This is a genomic window from Paraburkholderia largidicola (assembly GCF_013426895.1).
GTDB classification, from domain to species: domain Bacteria; phylum Pseudomonadota; class Gammaproteobacteria; order Burkholderiales; family Burkholderiaceae; genus Paraburkholderia; species Paraburkholderia largidicola.
Genome location: NZ_AP023174.1, coordinates 2,249,576 through 2,269,682, shown reverse-complemented (window position 1 = coordinate 2,269,682; position 20,107 = coordinate 2,249,576). Strand labels below are relative to the sequence as shown.

General features: G+C 63.1%; 12 protein-coding genes. 5 read left to right on the top strand and 7 right to left on the bottom strand.

Annotated features, from left to right (window positions below; genetic code table 11):
- Positions 1–25: 25 nt before the first annotated feature.
- The 3 genes from PPGU16_RS10195 to PPGU16_RS10185 all read right to left on the bottom strand — a co-directional run bounded on the left by PPGU16_RS10195 (position 26) and on the right by PPGU16_RS10185 (position 3,497).
- On the bottom strand, positions 26–283 hold the full coding sequence (locus PPGU16_RS10195) for a YtcA family lipoprotein (protein ID WP_180719882.1): 258 nt from the start codon (positions 281–283) through the stop codon (positions 26–28).
- Between the two features lie 109 nt (positions 284–392).
- The gene (locus PPGU16_RS10190) at positions 393–2,084 is read right to left on the bottom strand and encodes an arylsulfatase (protein ID WP_197986834.1); all 1,692 of its coding nucleotides are present in this window, start codon (positions 2,082–2,084) and stop codon (positions 393–395) included.
- 126 nt (positions 2,085–2,210) lie between these two features.
- Positions 2,211–3,497 carry an anaerobic sulfatase maturase gene (locus PPGU16_RS10185; protein ID WP_180719881.1) on the bottom strand — a complete coding sequence of 429 codons (1,287 nt, stop codon included), beginning with the start codon at positions 3,495–3,497 and terminating at the stop codon, positions 2,211–2,213.
- A gap of 514 nt (positions 3,498–4,011) precedes the next feature.
- Here PPGU16_RS10185 and PPGU16_RS10180 point away from each other — a divergent pair.
- Both PPGU16_RS10180 and PPGU16_RS10175 read left to right on the top strand, forming a co-directional pair.
- Entirely contained in the window at positions 4,012–4,803 is a 792-nt protein-coding gene (locus PPGU16_RS10180) for an ABC transporter substrate-binding protein (protein ID WP_180719880.1), read from the top strand.
- Positions 4,804–5,118: 315 nt separating this feature from the next.
- Entirely contained in the window at positions 5,119–6,468 is a 1,350-nt protein-coding gene (locus tag PPGU16_RS10175) for an EAL and HDOD domain-containing protein (protein ID WP_180719879.1), read from the top strand.
- Between the two features lie 66 nt (positions 6,469–6,534).
- Here PPGU16_RS10175 and PPGU16_RS10170 read toward each other — a convergent pair whose 3' ends face one another.
- Positions 6,535–7,992, bottom strand: coding sequence for an HDOD domain-containing protein (locus PPGU16_RS10170; RefSeq protein ID WP_180719878.1), 1,458 nt, complete (start codon positions 7,990–7,992; stop codon positions 6,535–6,537).
- Positions 7,993–8,077: 85 nt separating this feature from the next.
- A complete protein-coding gene (locus PPGU16_RS10165) occupies positions 8,078–9,907 on the bottom strand; it encodes a putative bifunctional diguanylate cyclase/phosphodiesterase (RefSeq protein ID WP_180719877.1) in 1,830 nt (609 codons plus the stop codon).
- A gap of 307 nt (positions 9,908–10,214) precedes the next feature.
- Between PPGU16_RS10165 and PPGU16_RS10160 the strand changes: the two genes are divergently transcribed.
- From PPGU16_RS10160 to PPGU16_RS10150, 3 genes are all read left to right on the top strand, one after another.
- Entirely contained in the window at positions 10,215–11,537 is a 1,323-nt protein-coding gene (locus PPGU16_RS10160) for an EAL and HDOD domain-containing protein (protein WP_180719876.1), read from the top strand.
- 173 nt (positions 11,538–11,710) lie between these two features.
- Positions 11,711–12,268 carry a peroxiredoxin gene (locus PPGU16_RS10155; protein WP_180719875.1) on the top strand — a complete coding sequence of 186 codons (558 nt, stop codon included), beginning with the start codon at positions 11,711–11,713 and terminating at the stop codon, positions 12,266–12,268.
- 109 nt (positions 12,269–12,377) lie between these two features.
- Positions 12,378–12,842, top strand: a complete 465-nt coding sequence (locus PPGU16_RS10150) for a hypothetical protein (RefSeq protein ID WP_180719874.1) — start codon at positions 12,378–12,380, stop codon at positions 12,840–12,842.
- An 804-nt stretch (positions 12,843–13,646) separates the two neighbouring features.
- On the opposite strand, the gene PPGU16_RS10145 is transcribed toward PPGU16_RS10150, so the two are convergent.
- Both PPGU16_RS10145 and PPGU16_RS10140 read right to left on the bottom strand, forming a co-directional pair.
- Positions 13,647–16,949, bottom strand: coding sequence for an efflux RND transporter permease subunit (locus PPGU16_RS10145; protein ID WP_180719873.1), 3,303 nt, complete (start codon positions 16,947–16,949; stop codon positions 13,647–13,649).
- Between the two features lie 17 nt (positions 16,950–16,966).
- Positions 16,967–20,104 (bottom strand): MdtB/MuxB family multidrug efflux RND transporter permease subunit, encoded by a 3,138-nt coding sequence (locus PPGU16_RS10140; RefSeq protein WP_180719872.1) that lies wholly within the window; start codon positions 20,102–20,104, stop codon positions 16,967–16,969.
- Positions 20,105–20,107 lie beyond the last annotated feature (3 nt).

Here is a 20,107-nt window from a genome sequence, read left to right as displayed (position 1 = left end):
GGCTCTGAATGACGAGATTGCAGCGTTAGAAGAAGACCAGCCAGACCAGCAGCGAAAAGAGCAGCATCAACGTGGGCTGCACCATGACGGGCGGGCCGAACGTGCGCTCCTGTCCGAGCCGGATCAGAATGCCGCGCACGATGAGCGCCAGCACGAGACCGGCGATGGCGCAAAACAGCCAGTCCGGAAAAAACGCGCCGAGCACGGAAATGGATTGCGGCATCGTGCAGCCCGAGGCGGCCAGGCTGAGCATGATCAACAGGATCGGTCTAATCACAGGCATAGCCTTCGAAGAATGATGTCGACGCGGGCAGGCGTCGCGAATCGGGCGCCGGGTGCGGCGTCGGCCGCGAGGCACGCGGCAGGCGCGTGCCTCGCAAGACGGGATCGCGTTAGTCGTCCTTTTTGGCCATCGCTTTCGCACGGGCGTTGTTGCGCGCGATTTCGGCATCGACGCCGGCGCGGATGCCGTCTACCGTGAAGCTGGCGGGCGTCTGCGCGGGCGGATACGCGACGAAGGTGTCGAGGAACTTCGCTGTTTCCGCAATCGCACCGTAGAGCACATAGACGTTCTTGGTCGTCCAGTCGTAGTACTGGTCGGAGACGACGTCGGCGCGTTCGTAGGGGTCCATGCGCAGGTTGAAGATCTTCGGCACACGCAGACAGGTCAGCGGGTTGTTCCACACCGCAAAGCCGCCGGGCGCGCGCTGTTCGCAGTAGACGAACTTCCAGTCCTCATAACGCATGTCGACGAGCACGCCGTCGTCGTCGAAGTAGTAGAACTCCTTGCGCTCGCTCTTCTCCTGCTTGCCTTCGAGGTACGGCAACTGGTTGTAGCCGTCCAGATGGTTCTTGAAGGTGCGCCCGCCGATGCTCGCGCCCTTGAGCAGACGCTCCTTGATACCGGTGTCACCGGCGGCCGCGAGCAGCGTGGGGAACCAGTCCATACCGGAGACGAGTTCGTTGGACACCTCTCCCGCCTTGATGTGTCCGGGCCAGCGCACCATGGCGGGCACACGGAACGCGCCTTCGTAGTTGGAGTCCTTCTCGTTGCGGAACGGCGTCGTCGCGGCATCCGGCCACGAGAACTGGTTCGGGCCGTTATCCGTCGTATAGACGACGATCGTGTTGTCGGCGATCCCCATTTCGTCGAGCGACTTGAGCAGTTTGCCGACGTCCTGATCGTGCTCCCACATGCCGTCGGCGTACGTGTTGCCGACCATGCCGCCTTTGTCCTTGTACTCCGGGCGTACGTGGGTGAACACGTGCATGCGCGTGGTGTTCATCCAGACGAAGAACGGTTTGTCCGACCGGGCCTGTTCTTTCATGAAGTCGATGGCGCGGCCTGTCGTCTCGTCGTCGATGGTTTCCATCCGCTTCGACGTGAGCGGGCCCGTATCCGTGCAGACCTGTTTGCCGACTTTGCCGAAACGCGCATCGACGGTCGCGTCATCATGGTCCGAAGCCTTGCAATCCATCACGCCGCGCGGCATGAAATATTTCGCATAGGCCTTGCCTTGCGGCGTATTGGCTTTCGGCCAGTACGGGCGTTCCGGCTCTTCTTCCGCATTCAGGTGATACAGGTTGCCGTAGAACACATCGAAGCCGTGGACGGTGGGCAGATATTCGTTGCGGTCACCCAGGTGATTCTTGCCGAACTGTCCCGTCGCGTAGCCGAGCGGCTTGAGCGCCTGAGCGATCGTCACATCCGACGCCTGCAGCCCCTGCGTCGCGCCGGGAATGCCCACCTTGCTCAAGCCCGTGCGCAACGGCGATTGCCCGGTAATGAAAGAAGAGCGGCCGGCCGTCGAGCTGTTCTCCGCGTAGTAGTCGGTGAACATCATCCCTTCATGCGCGAGGCGGTCGATATTGGGCGTCTGATAGCCGACGACACCCTTGCCATAGGCACTGATGTTGGTTTGACCAATGTCGTCGCCGAAGATGACCAGAATATTCGGCGGCCGGGTGGTGTCGGCTGCGTACGCGGCGGGGCTCAATGCCAGCCATCCGGAGACCGCCGCGGACAGCGCCGCGACGACCTTGCGTTTGAGCATGTGCCTGAGAGGCATGGTCTTTTTGTTCATCGATTGCTCTTGTTGGCTATGGGTGCTGCACTTGAATATCTCCTGCTAAAACGCAACGGCAGGAGGCGACGCAAACGGATTTCCATCCGCTTTGTGTTGGAGCGCGTGGATGACGGGCCGGCCCGGCTATCCGGCGTGGAGGCTGCGGGCGATCTGCCGCAGTCTTGGGCCCGCATGTGAATGAAACTGCCTGATTCCCGGGCACAGGTAGTTGAGTCCGGGCTCGCCGTCCGGCGCACGAACCAGCCGGTTCTTCGGACATTCGCCCCAGCACAGGTTCAGGTGCTGGCATTGCAGGCAGTACTTCGGCAGGGTGTCCTTCTTGCCGAATCCGAAAGCTTTCTGGCGCTCCGAAAACGCGAGGTGATGAAGCGGGTGGCTGGCGATGTCGCCCAGTTCGTACTCGGGATAGACGTAGTGATCGCAGGAATAGACGCGGCCGTCGTGCTCCATCGCGAGCCCCTTGCCGCAGAAAGGCGCGGTGATGCAAAGCTGCGAGGGCAGGCCCATGGTCTGCGCGACGGCCGTCTCGAACAGGTTGACCAGCACCCGGCCCAGATCTTCGCGATACCACTCGTCGAAAGTGCGGCTCAGGAAATAGCCCCAGTCGTCGGGATCGACGGACCAGTCGGTGACGACGGAATCCGCTGCGCCCGGTTTCGCCCGTTCGCTGCCGACCACGGGAATCGATGCCTCGTCCCAGAATTGCGGCGCGACCTGTTTGAATGTCCTCGCCTCCACGCATGGATTGAACTGCAGGTAAGTCGCGCCGACTTCTCGCGTGAGGAAGCGATAGACGTCGATTGGTCTGCGTGCGTTGAGGCGGTTGATCACGGCGAGCGCATTGAACGCGACGCCGTGACGGTGGATGCATTCGAGCCCGCGCATGACCCGGTCGAACGTGGGCTTGCCGGAGCGCGAGACGCGGTAGGCGTCGTGCAGTTCGCGCGGCCCATCTATCGACAGGCCGACGAGAAAGTCGTGCTGTTTGAGGAATGCGCACCACGTGTCGTCGAGCGCGGTACCGTTGGTTTGCAGGTTGTTTTCAATGCGCTGGTGCGCGCTTTTGTACTTCTCCTGCAGACGGACGACCTTGCGAAAGAAGTCGAGCCCCATGAGCGTCGGCTCTCCGCCTTGCCAGGAAAACACGATCTGCTCGCCGTCCTGCGCTTCGATGTATTGGCGGATGAACGTCGCCAGCGTCTGCTCGTTCATGAAGTCGCCGCGGCGCTGGTCGAGCAGCTGTTCCTTGTGGAGATAGAAGCAATACGTGCAATCGAGATTGCAGGCCGACCCCGTCGGCTTGGCCATCACGTGAAAACGTCGCTTGAAGCGCGGGCCCGATGGCGGGGCGTCGACGTCGCCCGCGCTGGTCGGCAGGGGTGTCAGCGGAATGGCCGTGCTGTGTTTCATTGCAATCGATGCTTGAAGGGAGTCGCCGGGGATGAGTCAGACGCCAGGGTTATTTTTTGAGAGAAGTAATGCGGAAATCCTTAATGAAAATATCGTACGCAATCCGAATCAATTGTTGTATTGGCCTAAAGGCGTATTGCGTCGTCGTGCGACGCCGGGTAGCCTGACGCGCCCCAGGCGTGGCGTCTTGTAGTCGTTCTGAGTCAATCGACAGATTTGCATCACAACCGCCTGGCCACGTCTTCTGTGCCGGCTCATTTCCTAAGGGGCATTGCGTCGGTGCGACAGATTTTTTCGGATTCGGGCTGTCATCGCGAGGCGCACGACCCAACACAGAATCAGCCGGCTTGACGAGGTGGTCGAGCAAGACCCTGTAAAATCCCGCGCTCGCGTCGCCTTGTGCGCCGCACCAAACGGAACGACGGCGTTTGAACCGTATTTTTGGCGTGCCCATGATCGCGGCACGTCCAGGGCGGGGCATTCCGCCACAGGCACTTCTTGAGGAAAAGCTTTGATGAAAATGAGTTGGCAAAAGATGGCCGTGCTCGCCGCATTGACGGGCGCTACGCTGGCAGTGAACGTATCGGCAGCCGAGATCAGGGAAATCCGCTTCGGCGTCGAGGCGTCGTATGCGCCGTTCGAATCGAAGTCGCCCGCGGGCGAACTGCAGGGCTTCGACATCGACATCGGCAATGCAGTCTGCGCCAAGCTCAAGGCGAAATGCGTGTGGGTCGAGAACGCGTTCGACGGTCTGATCCCCGCGCTCCAGGCGCGCAAGTTCAACGCGATCAACTCGGACATGTCGATCACCGACCAGCGGCGTGCCGTCATCGACTTCACCGATCCCATCTACGTGATCCCCAACCAGGTGATCGCGAAGAAGGGCAGCGGTTTGCAGCCGACAGCGGCATCGCTGAAGGGCAAGCACGTCGGCGTGCTGCAAGGCTCGATCCAGGAGGCCTACGCAAAGGCGAAGTGGGCGCCCCTCGGTGTCGACGTGATTCCGTATCAGGCGCAGGATCAGGTCTATGCCGACCTCGTCGCGGGCCGTCTCGATGCGTCATTCCTGGACGGGGAAGCGGCGTCGAAGGGCTTCCTGAAGAAGCCGCAAGGGGCGGGATTCGAATTCGCCGGTCCGGCCGTGTCGGATGAAAAGCTGCTCGGCTCGGGCGTCGGCTTCGGTCTGCGCAAGGGCGACGCCCAGTTGAAGGACGCCGTCAACCAGGCGCTCAAGGAACTGAAAGCCGACGGCACGATCGACCGGCTCGCAGCAAAGTATTTCGACGTCAAGGTCACGCTGAAGTAATGCGCACGTCATCCGGCGCGGATCGCCGCGCCGGAGCCGAACGTCGAAACGGCCGCTTCATGCGGCCGTTTTTTTTGCCCTTGTTTTCCAGTCTTTTTTCGCTTGTTCTTGCTCCTGCGCATGGCGGCGTGCGCTAAAATCTGCGCACGGGGAAAGACGGCTCGATATGCTGCGGGTGCAGCCAGGCATATCGGATGAAGCCGCCAGAACGATACTCAACAGACGAGAGCACGAAGCGCCACGCTTCGCCGCAACTACTTGCATGGGACCAGCATAAGCAATGAAGTGCGAAGGCTGGCCGGACAGGGGACCGGAATGACCACCACCGCAGTCGCTGAGGAACGCCAGGCAGAAGACGTTCCGGGCTTTGCGCAGGACGCGCGCGCAAACGTTTCGTTTGCCCGTCAGCCCATCCTGAACCGCGACAACATGTTGTGCGCGTTCGAACTCAAGCTGTATCAGGCGCCCGCCGCCGAATCCGGCGAGCAGGAAGCTCAAGCCGGGCAGCCAGAGGCGCAAGCCAGCGCCGCCTCAGTCATCATCCAGGCGCTCCTGCAGCCCGACGTGCGCGCGGCGCTCGCCAATCATCCCGGTTATCTGCCCGTCACGCGCGAGCTGCTGTTCGACGACGCGATCCGCAGCCTGCCCGCCGAGCGTTTCATGCTCGAACTGCCGCCCGACATCGTCGCAGACGATGAACTGATTTCGCGCATCGTCGAATTGCATGGCCGCCGCTATCGCTTCGTGATCGACAACGTTGCGCAGGCCAACGACACCTTCGCGCGCCTGCTGCCGTACGCGGACGCCGTGAAGATAGACATGCACCGCATTCCGCAGGCCATGCTGCCGAAGTTCGCGAGCGTGCTGAAATCGGCGGGCAAGCTGTTGATCGCGCTGGGCGTCGAGTCGCAGGACGTGTTCGAGCAGGCGCTCGATCTCGGCTTCGACCGCTTTCAGGGCTATTACTTCGCGCACCCGCAGGGCGCCGCCGCGCGCAAGGTCAGCGCGCCGCGTCACGCGCTGCTGAATCTGCTGCAGCTGCTCGGCGGCGAGCCGACCGTCGCACAGCTCGAAGCCGAGCTGAAGCTGAACCCGGTGCTGGTGATGCATCTGATGCGTCTCGCCAATTCGAGCGGTCTTGCGATGGGACGCAAGGTCACGACCTTGCGCGAAGCGATCAACGCGACGGGCACGAACCGCATCGCGCGCTGGACACAGCTGCTGCTCTACGCGGACGGCCGCAAGGTCGCGCTCGAAGACGATCCGCTGCTGCAACTCGCCGCGACGCGTGCGCGCTTCATGGAACTCGCCGTCCAGCGTCTACCCGAGGCGGGGCGCGACGAAACCGACGCGGCGTTTCTCACGGGCGTGTTCTCGTTCGTCGACTCGGTGTTCGGCGGCTCGCTCGAACACACGCTCAATGTGCTCGTGCTGTCCAAGCCGATCCGCGACGCCATCCTGTTGCGCGAAGGCGTGCTGGGCACGTTGCTGACGGTGGTCGAAGCGCTCGAACGCGGCGCATGGGCCGATATCGAAAGCGCGTGCGAACGGCTCGAAGGTCTGCAAGTGCTCGACGTCGCGCAAATGGGCCTTGTGTCGGCCGCGTGGGCGGGCGTTGCCGACCGCAGCGCCGAGGCGACGGGATTGGAGCGGATCGAAGATTGAGGCGGGAGATGCGCGGCTCGAACTGATGAGCCGCGCATGTCGATGGAAGAGGGCGCGCGTTTTTGGTTAGAGCGTTTCGACTTCGCTCACGGGCGCATGCGCGAAGAAGCGTCCCAACTCGCGCGCCAGTTCGTTGAGCGCGGCCATTTCCCGCTGCGAGATGCGGCGCCGCACGTCATGATGCGCCCAGTCGCCATAGAGCAGGGCGACCGTCGACTTGTTCTCCAGCACTACGGGCAGCAGCACGAATGAATGCACGCCTTCGAACGCGCGGCGATACCAGTCCGGCAGGCGTGCATGCATCTTCGGATCGCGCGCGTTTTCGATGAAGATGCCGACCGAGTTCGCAATCGCGAGATGAAACACGTCGGGTGCGAAGGCCGTTGCAAAGCTGAGCTTCGGCAGCGCGGCTTCGATCTTGGCGCCGAAGCCCATCGTCGCCTTGAAGATGCCGCTGCCATGGCGCACGAACACGACAGTGCGCTCGAACTGCAAACCCGCGAGCACCGTTTCCGACGCCATCGCAAGCGCGGGCGCGAGTCCGCTGTCGCTCGGCAGCGCCTGCAATTCGCTCACGCCGGCACGGATACATGACTCCGGGTCGAGTGCCTCGCGAGCGATCGCGTCGGCATTCGCGCGCAGTTCGAAGATCTCGCGCATCACGCCGTCGCGGGTCTCTTCTTCGGCGAGCGTCAGGCTCATGTCGACGAGTACTTCTGGGTCAGTGTTGAGCGTGCGGCTGTAGCGCTGCGCAAGCTCGGCGATGCGCACATCGCGCTGTGCCTGAGGCAGATGCGGCTGCGTGAGCACGTTCGCGACTTCCGTCGAGTAGTTCGTGATCGCGCGCAGCCATTGCACCTGGCGCGGTTCGTCGTCCTGCAGCGGATCGAATTCCGTCATGCCGATGCGGATCATCTCCGGCAGGCGCCAGCGCGACGCTGCTTCGAGGCCGATTTCATGGAACGTCACGCCGAGCACGGTTTCGCACGCTTCGTTCTCGCCCATGCCCGTATCGATCTGGCGGCGAATATGGTCCCACTCGGCGTCGAGATAGAACACCACGAGCAGCTTGCCGATCTGGCGCATCAGCGTGCAGACGACAGCCTCTTCGCCGTCGCGCAGATCGCCGCGCTCGGTGAGCTTGCGGGCGACGCAGCCCGACAGCATCGTGCGGTTGAGTTCGAGTTTCGCGTCGATGCGGCGCGGCACGCTGTGATGAAAGTGATCGACGATCTTCAGGCCTACGACGAGATGCCCGACGGCATCCATGCCGAGCACCATCAGCGCGCGAGAGACGGTCGTGATGTTGCCGCCGAACGCCATGTACATCGCCGAATTCGCGAGACGCAAGACCTTCTGTGTCAACGCGAAGTCGGAGAGCACGATCTGCACGAGGGCGCTGAAATCGAGGTCATCGTTATTCATCGCGGCCATCGTCGAGCGGAGCGACTGCTGCAGCATCGGGAAATCGCCGCGCTCGTTCATGCGAGCCCAGAGCCGGTCAAGCAGCGCAGCCTTTAGCATGAGAGTCCCGCAAGAGCCATACAAGTTCCAGTGAGTGGCAAGTCGTGACGTGGACTGTGCCCAATATCAACACGCGTCATGTCAGTCACGCTTCACCATGCACGTGAAGCGCGCGCGATGCGAAGCGCTGTGCGAGTTCTTCCGATGGGAGTGCCTTGCAGACGAGCCAGCCCTGAATGTGGCCGCAGCCCATCTCGGTGAGTAGCTCACGCTGTGCTTCCGTTTCGACGCCTTCGGCGACGAGTTCGAGATCGAGGGTTTGCGCGAGGCCGACGACGGCGCTGACGATCGCCTGATCGTTGCGCGAGGTTAGCAGATTCTCCACAAAACTCCGGTCGATTTTCAGTTTCGCGAGCGGAAAGCGTTGCAGATACGCAAGGCTCGAATAGCCGGTGCCGAAATCGTCGACGGCGAAGCGGATGCCGAGACCCGTGAGTTCTTCGAGCAACGCCGTGGCGTGCTGCGGGTCGTGCATCAGCAGGCTTTCCGTGATCTCGAACACGACGCGGTGCGGATCGATGCCCGTGAGCGCGATCGCCTCGCGCACGCTTTCCTTGAAGCGCGGGTCGCGGAACTGCTGCGGCGACACATTGACCGCGACGTATTGCAGCCGGATGCCTTGTATGTCCCAACGTATCAACTGCATGCACGCGGCCTTCAGCACCCAGTTGCCCAGGTAGTTGATGAGGCCGACGGATTCGGCGAGCGGGATGAACATCGACGGCGGCACGAGCCCGTGGACGGGATGCTGCCAGCGGATCAACGCTTCGACGCCGACCACGCCGTGCGACTGACTGCTCGTGATCGGCTGGAAGTGCAGTGAGAACTCCCCGTTGCGCACGCCGTCGTACAGGTCCGATTCGAGCTTCAGGCGCTCGGCGTCGGCGGGACTGTCGTCGGGCACGTAGAACGCGAGCGTGTTGCCGCCTGCCGCCTTTGCGCGTGCCAGCGCATGGTCCGCCCAGCGCAACAGCTGGCTGTCGCGCGGCGCGGGCTCGGATGATTCGCCCGCGTGCTGCGTGTCCGGATACAGTGCGATGCCGACGCTCGCCGACAGATGCACCGGCTGGCGGTTGAACGTGTACGGCTGCTGGATCGCCGTCAACAGGCGCCGCGCCAGTGCTTCGGCAGCGATCGCGGTGTCGGCGCGCGCGTGCGCGGGCGGCAGCAGGATCGCGAACTCGTCGCTGGAGATACGCGCGATCACTTCGCCTTGCGTCGTCATGTTGGACAGGCGGCGCGCGGTGTCGCGCAGCATCTCGTCGCCGGCGTCGTAGCCGAGCGCGCGGTTCACGCGCTGGTAGTCGTCGAGATCGAGCAGCAGCAGGGCGGCCGACTTGCCCGTCGCGTCCGCCTTCTGCTGCGCGTGACGCATTTCTTCGACGAGGGCGGGCACGTTCGCGAGCCCCGTCAGGTTGTCGTGATGCAGCTGATGCTTGAGGCTGGCCTCCGTCGCGCGCCAGCTCGACACGTCGAAGCCGGCGATCGCATAGCCTTCGATGCCGTCGTGACAGTTGCGGGCAATGCGCAGCTCGACGGGCACGGGGTAGGTCAGCGACTTGATCAGATCCAGCGTGATTTTCTCGACGGCGCCGCTTTCGTCGGCGCGGCGCAGCGCAGCGTCGAGTCGGGCGACGTCGCCGGGCGCGACGAGTTCGTGCAGCGTGACGGTTTGCAGATACTCTCGGTGATAGCCAATGAAGCGCAGGCTCGCCTCGGAGACATACAGAAAGGTGAGATTGCGCGCCACGTGCGCAAGGAAGTCGACGGCGTGCGCGGCCTGTTCGAGCCCGTGCGGGACACCTGGCGAGGCCGGTGCAACCGTCGCGCGCGCAGGCTGACGGGCCGCGCGGAACCGGTCGATTGCCGTGCGCAGCAAGCCCCGGCGGGCTGGGGTGATCCTGGTCGCTTCCATGTGTATCGCTGACTACCCGGTTCGTCTTGAGGCTGGACGGCCTTGCAGCGCCCGCCATCCGACCGATCGGGGCAGGCGCGAGGCCGTCCATCAGAACGGGATAACGACGTTTGCGGCGGAATCTTTAGCTTTCAGACATAAAAAGCGCCATAACATATGGTAAGGATTCGCGGCTACCCCGGATGCCTGTGCATCGCCGGTGGATTCCGCTAAAGTGGCGGCGAACGCGCTCCGTTATTCCCCTGATGGGGCGCGAGTTGGCGACCCCGCAAGCAAGCCGTTTTCCGAATCCAAGCAGCCGTCAAACATGTCTGATCCGTTTCAAAACGACGAAGCCGGCCGCCCCCAAACGTTTGCGCAAGCAGGCGAAGAGGACGAGGCGATCTCATCGGCGCAGTTCGTCTATGTCGGGCGTCAGCCTATTCTCGACCGTGACGGTGCGCTGCACGCTTATGAGCTGCTGTTTCGCGGCAGCGCGCAAAACTACGCGCAGGTTTCCGACGACGCGCAGGCCACCGCCCAGGTGGTGGTGCGCACGATCGGCGGCATCGGTGTGCCTTCCGTACTTGGCACGCATCGCGGCTACGTGAACATCGGCCGCGATTTGCTGTTCGACGACATCGTGCATCTGATGGAGCCCGAGCGCTTCGTGCTCGAAATTCTCGAGACGGTGCAGTTCGACGAGCGGCTCATCGCGCGCATCGCCGACCTGCGCCGCGCGGGTTTTCGCGTCGCGCTCGACGACGTATGCGAGCTGTCGCCGAACCTGCTCACGGCGCTGCCGTACGCGGATATCGTCAAGGTGGATTTCCTGCAGACCGACCGCACGCAACTGCCGGCTCTCGCAAAGACGCTCGCCGGTTACGGCAAGACGCTGATAGCCGAAAAGGTCGAGACGCGTGAAGACTTCGCGCTCGCCCGCGATCTCGGCTTCGATCTCTTCCAGGGCTATTTCTTCGCGCGGCCGCAGGTGTTGTCGGCGCGCCGTACGCGCTCGTCGCGCACCTCGTTGCTGCGATTGCTCGCACTGCTCGCGCGCGACGCGGGCATCGTCGAACTCGAAGACGAGCTCAAGCGCAATCCGAATGTCGTGATGCAACTGCTGCGGCTCGTCAATTCGAGCGCATTCGGCCTCGGGCGCAACATCGCATCGCTGCGCGAGGCGATCATCGCGACGGGCACGCGGCAGATCGCGCGCTGGGCGCAACTGCTGCTGTACGCGGGCGGCGGCGACCTGCCGTGGCGCTCCGATCCGCTCGTGCAACTGGCGGGGACGCGTGCGCGCTTCATGGAGCTGGCGGCGCGCTGGATTCGCCCGAACGACGAGGCGTTTGCCGACGCCGCGTTCCTGACGGGTGTGTTCTCGCTGGTGCATGTGCTCGTCGATTCGACGCCGGACGCGACACTCGATCCGCTCGACCTGTCGCCGATGATTCGCGATGCGATCGTCGAACGCGCGGGGCAGATGGGCGCGCTGCTGAGCATCGCGGAAGCGGCAGGCGAGGCGCAGGATGCGGCTGCTGTGGCGAGCGCGCAGTCGCTGAAAGAATTCGGCGCGCTCACGCCGATCGTGCTGGCCGAGCTGAATCTGTCGGCAGCGGCATGGTTCGGCGCGCACCTGGGCGACTGATTGGCGAACGCGGCGCGCGTCTTATGCGGCGGTCTTGTCCGGCTGACGACGCGCAATCGTCAAACGTGGTCCAATAGGGAGCGCAAGCTTGGGGCCTCGACGCTTCATGTTGTAAGGCATAGCGTCGCGAGGCGTTGCACGGGCATCGTGCGCTTACGATTCGAGGATTCGACATGAAGCTAAAGATTGTGCCGTTCGCGCTGGCAGCTGTGCTGTGCGCGGGGATGTCGCTGTATGCGTTGACGGCTTCCGCGACGCTCAAGCCTGGCGACAATGCGCCGGACTTCACGACGCAGGCATCGCTGGGCGGCAAGACGTACACCTATGCGCTTGCCGACGCGTTGAAGAAGGGCCCTGTGGTGCTGTACTTCTATCCGGCAGCGTTCACGAAGGGCTGCACGATCGAGGCGCACGAATTCGCCGAAGCTGTGGACGAATACAAGAAGTACGGTGCGACTGTGATTGGCGTATCGCACGACAACATCGACACGCTGACGAAGTTCTCGGTCAGCGAATGCCGCAGCAAGTTCCCCGTCGCGGCCGATCCCGACTCGAAGGTCATCAATGCATACGACGCGGGGCTGCCGATGCATGCATCGATGGCGAACCGTGTGTCGTATGTGATTGCGCCTGACGGCAAGATCATTTACGAGTACACGAGCCTTTCGCCGGACAAACACGTCGAGAATACGATGCAGGCGCTCAAGGAGTGGGCTGCGACGCATAAGTAGCCCTGCGCGGGCGTCGGTCGATGTTTTCCTTTTACGCTGTGCGGTATCTGGTTGCTGTGTTGTTGCTTAGGCTTTAGATATCGCGCCTGCCTTCGCGGGACTCGTTGCCATGCCTATCGTCGTTGCGCTGTTTGCTCTGATTGCGTTGATTTATGGCTGCGTGCAGGCGTTTCATGCGCTCTCCGCGCATTTTGGGCTTGGCGTGGCCGTGGGTGTGGCGATTCTCTTTGCCGCGCTGGTGGTTGCGGCGCTTGCCTGGTGGTGGCGTCGGCATAAGGAAGTGTCGGCGAATATTCGCGACGGCGACTGGACTCATGAACTCAAAGGTGAGTGGGGTGGGGTTCGCCTCGCGGCGGGGAAGCGGTTGTGTGACGTGCAGGTCGCCGGTTTGCGGGGCTCGTATATTTTTGCGGATCTTCGTGGCGCGCAGCCAGTGCGGGATGGGGAGCGCTGGCAGGTCAAGCTCGATGTGAAGGACGTGGCGCATCCCGAGTGGCGCTTACCGGTTGGGTCCGAGCGCGAGGCTCGGCAGTGGGTCAGGATATTTGATCTCGCGATGGCGCAGAAGCTTTAAGGTTTGGTTTTGGGGTTTGGTTTTGGGGTTTGGCCTTTGCGGTGGCATCCGCGTGATGTTATTGGTTGGCATGCGTTGCCCCTGTGCGGGGCGGCACCTACTTTTCTTTGCCGCCGCAAAGAAAAGTAGGCAAAAGAAAGCGGCTCACACCGCCAGTTCTAGTGTTTGCCTGAGGGTCCCCACAGGTTCTTACGCTTCACACGGCAACGCGCCAGTCCGCGCCCGTTGCCAACGTTCTCTCCGTGCGCCTCACCCGCTTCACGCTCCCGCGTTACAGGTTGCCGCGCCAGATAGTCCACGGCCGCCCAGGTGGCAAACTGTGTGTCGGCCCGAGTGCTCCACACGTCTCACTTCGGACCGATAGCACACGCGCCCAGCGTGCAAGAGCACTACCCTTTACGACGCGACAACCTGCACACAGTTTGCCACCTGGGCGGCACATACCATTCGCTGCCGCCTGCCGTTGTATGGGTGTTTGAAGTGGGTGAGGCGTTCATTCGAAGCGTTGGCAACGGGTAGCAGCCCGGGCACTGCCGTGTGAAGCGTGGGGACGTTGGGGGCCCGTGGATAGGAACACGTGCTGGCGGTGTGAGCCGCTTTCTTTTGCCTACTTTTCTTTGCGGCGGCAAAGAAAAGTAGGTGCCGCCCCGCACAGGGGCAACGCTTGCGAACCAATAACATCACGCGGATGCCAGCGAAAACCCCCAAAAACCCCAAAAACCCCAAAAAACCCCAAAAAACCCCAAAAAACCCCAAAAAACCCCAAAAAACCCCACCCAGCGTCGCAGACAAAAAAACCAACCCTTACGCACTTGAAGCCGCAGCCCCTCGATTACGCCTTCTCTCCCACCGAACCCGAATCCGATCCATATAAAGATAAACAACGGGCGTGGTATAGAGCGTGAGCATCTGGCTCACAATAAGCCCACCCACAATAGCGAGGCCGAGTGGAGCGCGCAGCTCCGCCCCTTCACCGCGCCCAAACGCGAGCGGCAGCGCGCCGAGTAACGCGGCGCAAGTGGTCATCATGATCGGCCGGAAGCGCAGCAGACAAGCCTGCTCAATCGCATCACGAGAAGAAAGCCCCTGCCGCGACGCGTCGATCGCAAAATCGACCATCATGATCGCGTTCTTCTTCACGATGCCAATCAGCAAAATGACCGCAATCAGCGCGATGATGCTGAACTCCGTATTGAAGAGCAGCAGGGCCAGCAACGCCCCGACCCCCGCCGACGGCAACGTCGACAAAATGGTCAGCGGATGAATATAGCTCTCGTAAAGAATGCCAAGCACGATATAAACCGCCGCCAGCGCCGCGAGAATCAAAATCGGTTGATCCGACATCGACTGCTGGAATGCCTGCGCCGTCCCCTGGAAACTGCCGTGAATCGTCGCCGGCATGCCGATCTCAGCCATCGTCTGGTAGATGATGTCCGTCGCTTCCGACAGCGACTTGCCAGGTGGCAGATTGAACGAGATCGTCGACGCGACGAACTGGCTCTGGTGGTTCACCGCGAGCGGGGTGCTGCCCGGTCCGAAGCTCGCGATCGCGGACAGCGGAATCATCGTTTCCTTCGACGTCGACACGGCCGCGCCCGTCGATGCGCTCGACTTGCCGCTCGCCGCAATCGAGTTGTTGGCCAGATTGCGCGCGGCATCGCCTGCGACGGCGGCGGCGCTCGATGACGTCGTGCCGCCCGTTCCAGCCGACGATGCACTCGACGTCGCGCTCGAGGTGACCGTACCCGCCGTCGCGTTGGTCGACTGCGAGCCGCTCGCGCTGCCGCCCGACGTGCTGACCCACACCTGCTTGAGCATGTCAGGGCTCTGCCAGTATTTCGGCGCAACTTCCATCACGACGTGATACTGGTTCAGCGGGTTGTAGATGGTCGACACCTGCCGTTGGCCGAACGCGTCATACAGCGTGTTGTCGATCTGCGCGGGCTTGATGTTCAGACGCGCCGCCGTCGCCCGGTCGATCGTCACCATCGCTTCCAGACCGCCTTGCTGCTGGTCGGAGTTGACGTCGGTGAGTTCGGGGCGCTTTTGCAGCGCTTCCGTCAGAATCGGCGCCCATTTATAAAGATCGGCGGTGGTGTCGGACAGCAGCGTGAACTGATATTGCGCGTTCGACTGCCGGCCGCCCACGCGAATGTCCTGCACCGCCTGCAGGAACGTGCGCGCGCCGGCGACGTCCGACAGCGGCCCGCGCAACTGCTGGATCACCTGATCGGCGGAAATCTTCCGTTCGCTCTTCGACTTGAGCGACACGAACATGAAGCCCGAATTGGTCTGCCGTCCGCCCGTGAAGCCGACCACGCTGTCCACAGCCGGGTTCGCCTGGACGATCTTCATCATCTCGGAGAACTTCACCTTCATCGCCTGGAACGACGTGGACTGATCGGCCTGTATGCCGCCCACCAGCCGCCCCGTGTCCTGCTGCGGGAAAAAGCCCTTCGGCACGATGATGTACAGATACACGTTCAGCCCGATCGTCGCGATCAGCACGAGCAGAATCAGCCGCGGATGCGCCAGCGACCAGCCGAGCGTGCGCTCGTAGCCGCGCTGCATCCAGTCGAAGCCGCGCTCCAGCCAGCGCGCGAAACGGCCTTCCTGTTTCTTTTCGTGCGGCTCGGACAGCAGGCGCGAGCACATCATCGGCGTGAGCGTCAGCGACACGATCAGCGAGACACCGATGGCCAGCGACAGCGTCAGCGCAAACTCGCGGAACAGCCGCCCGACGATCCCGCCCATCAGCAAGATAGGCAGAAACACGGCGACCAGCGAGATGCTGATCGACATCACCGTGAAGCCGACTTCGCGCGCGCCGACAAAGGCCGCCTTCATGCGCGGCATGCCGTTCTCGATATGCCGCGAGATATTCTCCAGCACGACGATCGCATCGTCGACCACGAAGCCCGTCGCGATGGTCAGCGCCATCAGCGACAGGTTGTCGATCGAAAAGTCGAGCAGGTACATCGCCGCGAACGTGCCGATGATCGAGATCGGCACCGCGACGCTCGGAATCAGCGTGGCGCGCCAGTTGCGCAGGAACAGGAACACGACCATCACGACGAGCGCGACGGCGATCATCAGCGTGAACTGCGTGTCTTTCAGCGACGCGCGGATCGTCGTAGAGCGGTCGGCCGTCGGCGTGACTTCGACAGCAGCGGGCAGGGACGCCTTCAGCTGCGGGATCATCGCCTTCACGCGGTCGATCGTCTCGATGATGTTCGCGCCCGGCTGCCGGTAGAGAATCACCAGCACCGAGCGCTCGTTGTTCATCAGGCCGAGGTTGCGCAGGTCTTCGACGGAATCGACGACTTCAGAGACATCGGACAGATGCACGGCGGCGCCATCGCGATACGCGATCACGAGGTCCTTGTATTGCGAGGCCTTCTTCGCCTGGTCGTTCGTGTAGAGCTGCACGCGGTTCGGGCCGAACTCGATCGAGCCTTTCGGGCTGTTCGCATTCGCCGACGCGAGCGCCGCGCGCACGTCTTCGAGACCGATGCCGTAGTGAAACAGCGCCTGCGGCTCCAGTTCGACACGCACGGCCGGGTTCGCCGAGCCGCTCACATCGACTTCGCCGACACCGTCCACCTGCGACAGCGACTGCTGCAGCACGGTCGCTGCGGAGTCGTACAGCTGGCCCGCCGTCATCGTCTTCGACGTGAGCGCGAGAATCAGGATCGGCGCGTCGGCGGGATTGACCTTGTGGTATGTCGGGTTCGAGCGCAGGCTGGCGGGCAGGTCGGCGCGCGCCGCGTTGATGGCCGCCTGCACGTCGCGCGCGGCGCCGTCGATGTTGCGGTTCAGGCCGAACTGCATCGTGATGCGCGCCGAGCCGACCGAACTCGACGAGGTCATCTCGGTGACGTCGGCGATCGTGCCGAGATGCCGTTCGAGCGGACTGGCCACGCTGGTCGCGACCGTCTCCGGGCTCGCGCCCGGCAGGCTCGCCTGAATCGAGATGGTCGGGAAATCGACCTGCGGCAAGGGCGCGACGGGCAGCTTCGCGAATGCGAAGAGACCCGCCAGCGCAATGCCGATAGCCAGCAGCGTGGTGGCGACCGGGCGTTGAATGAAGGGGCGCGACAGGTTCATCGGTTCGGCCTCTTCATTCAGACGTCGGCGTCGGTGGCGGGCGGCCGGGTCGGACCGTCGCCATGACCTTCACGATGAAAGCGCGCGCGCAGACGCCGCGCAATCGAATCGAAGCCGAGATAGATCACGGGCGTCGTGAAGAGCGTCAGCAGCTGGCTGACGATCAGGCCACCGGCAATTGCGATACCGAGCGGGCGGCGCAACTCCGAACCCGCGCCCGTGCCGAGCATCAGCGGCAGTGCGCCGAGCAGCGCCGCCATCGTCGTCATCAGAATAGGGCGGAAGCGCAGGAGACACGCCTGATAGATCGCTTCACGTGGCGGCTTGCCGTGCTCGCGCTCCGCTTCGAGCGCGAAGTCGATCATCATGATCGCGTTCTTCTTCACGATACCGATCAGCAGCACGATACCGATGATGCCGATGATGTCGAGATCGTGGCCCGTGACGAGCAGCGCAAGCAGCGCGCCGACGCCTGCCGACGGGAGTGTGGAGAGAATCGTGATGGGATGTACGAAGCTCTCGTACAGCACGCCGAGCACGATGTACATCGTGACGATGGCGGCGAGGATCAGGAACAGCTCGTTCGACAGCGACGCCTGGAACGCGAGCGCCGCGCCCTGGAAGCGCGTCTGGAACGAGGCCGGCAGGCCGACGTCCTTTTCCGCCTGCTGGATCGCCTTCACGGCTTCGCCAAGCGACGCGCCCGGTGCGAGGTTGAACGAGACGGTCGTGGCCGGGAACTGGCTCAGGTGCGTGACGAGCAGCGGCGCGGGCTTCTCGTGGAAGCTCGCAATCGAGTTGAGCGGCACCTGTCCGCCCGACGACGTCGACGACGGCAGATAGATCGAGTTCAGCGACTCCGTGTAGTGCTGCATGGTCGGCTGCGCTTCGAGAATCACGCGGTACTGGTTCGACTGGGTGAAGATCGTCGAGATGATGCGCTGGCCGAATGCGTCGTAGAGCGCGTTGTCGACCGTGGCGGGCGTGATGCCGTAGCGGGCCGCCGACGCGCGGTCGATCTCGACATACACCGACTGGCCGTTGTTCTGCAGATCGGTCGCGACGTCGACGATTTCAGGCGACTGCGCGAGGCGGTCCATCAGCTTCGGCACCCACGTCGCGAATTCGTCGATATTCGGATCGGTCAGCATGAACTGGTATTGCGTCGGGCTGACGGTCGAATCGATGGTCAGATCCTGCACTGGCTGCATATAGAGCGTCGCGCCCGGAATGTGCGACGTGTCGCGCTGCAACTGGCGGATCACCTGGCTCGCGGTCGCGTCCCGGTCGTCGCGCGGCTTCAGGTTGATCAGCATGCGGCCGCTGTTCAACGTGATGTTGCTGCCGTCCACGCCGATGAACGAGGTCAGGCTCTCGACGTTCGGGTTCTTCAGGATCTCCGCGGCGAGCTGCTGCTGGCGCTCGGCCATCGACGCATACGACACCGACTGCGGCGCCTGCGTGATGGCCTGGATCACGCCCGTGTCCTGCGTCGGGAAGAAGCCCTTCGGAATGTAGACGTACAGCACGCCCGTCAGCACGAGCGTGAGCACGGCGACGACGAGCGTCGAGCGCTGCCGGTCGAGCACCCATTCGAGCGCGACGGCATAGCGCGCGATCACCCAGTCGATGGCCGCGTGCGCGCGCGCTTCGAATCGGTGGCTTTCCTTCGGCGGCGTGTGGCGCAAGAGCTTCGCGCACATCATCGGCACCAGCGTGAGCGACACGACGGCCGAGATCACGATAGTCACGGCGAGCGTGATCGCGAACTCATGGAACAGGCGTCCTACCACGTCGCCCATGAAGAGCAGGGGGATCAGCACTGCGATCAGCGAGACCGTCAGCGAAATGATCGTGAAGCCGATCTGCTTCGAGCCTTTGAGCGCGGCTTCTAACGGTGACTCGCCTTCCTCGACATAGCGCGCGATGTTCTCGATCATCACGATGGCGTCGTCGACCACGAAGCCCGTGGCGATCGTCAGTGCCATCAGCGATAGGTTGTCCAGCGAGAAGCCGCACAGGTACATCACGGCAAGCGTGCCGATCAGCGAGAGCGGCACCGACAGGCTCGGGATGATGGTCGCGTAGATGTTGGCGAGGAACAGATACATCACCAGCACGACCAGCACGACCGACATCAGCAGTTCGAACTGCACGTCGCGCACGGATGCGCGGATCGTCGTGGTGCGGTCGGTGACGACCTGCACGTCGAGCGCGGCGGGCAGCGACTGCTGGAGTGTGGGCAACAGCTTCTTGATGCTGTCCACCACCTGGATCACGTTCGCGCCAGGCTGGCGCTGCACGTTCAGGATGATCGCCGGCGTGCTGTTGACCCATGCGCCGAGCTTGGTGTTCTCCGCGCCGGACACGATGGTCGCGACGTCCGTCAGCATCACCGGGCGGCCGTTCTTGTACGCGACGACGGCGCTCTTGTATGCGTCGGCGTCCGTCAGCTGGTCGTTCGCGTTGATCGTGTACGAGCGCGACGGGCCGTCGAAGTTGCCCTTCGGCGTGTTGACGTTGAGGTTCGAAATCGTGGTGCGCAGATCGTCGAGGTTCAGCCCGTACGACGCGAGCGCGCGCGGATTGGCCTGGATGCGCACGGCAGGGCGCTGGCCGCCCGACAGGCTGACGAGACCGACGCCCGCGACCTGCGAGATTTTCTGCGCGAGGCGCGTGTCGGCGATGTCCTGGATCTGCGTGAGCGGCAGCGTCTTCGAGGTGATCGCGAGCGTGATGATCGGCGCGTCGGCGGGGTTGACCTTAGCGTAGATAGGCGGCGCGGGCAGGTCGGACGGCAGCAGGTTGCCCGCCGCGTTGATGGCCGCCTGCACTTCCTGCTCGGCGACGTCGAGCGGCAGGTCGAGACTGAACTGCAGCGTGATGATCGACGAACCGGCCGAGCTTTGCGAAGACATCTGGTTCAGCGACGGCATCTGCCCGAACTGGCGTTCGAGCGGCGCCGTCACCGATGACGTCATCACATCGGGGCTCGCGCCCGGGTAGAACGTCTGCACCTGGATGGTCGGGTAATCGACTTCGGGCAGCGCGGACAGCGGCAGAAAACGCAGTGCGACGAGCCCGACCAGCATGATCGCCGCCATCAGAAGGGCGGTGCCGACCGGGCGCAGGATAAAAGCGCGGGATGGATTCATGCG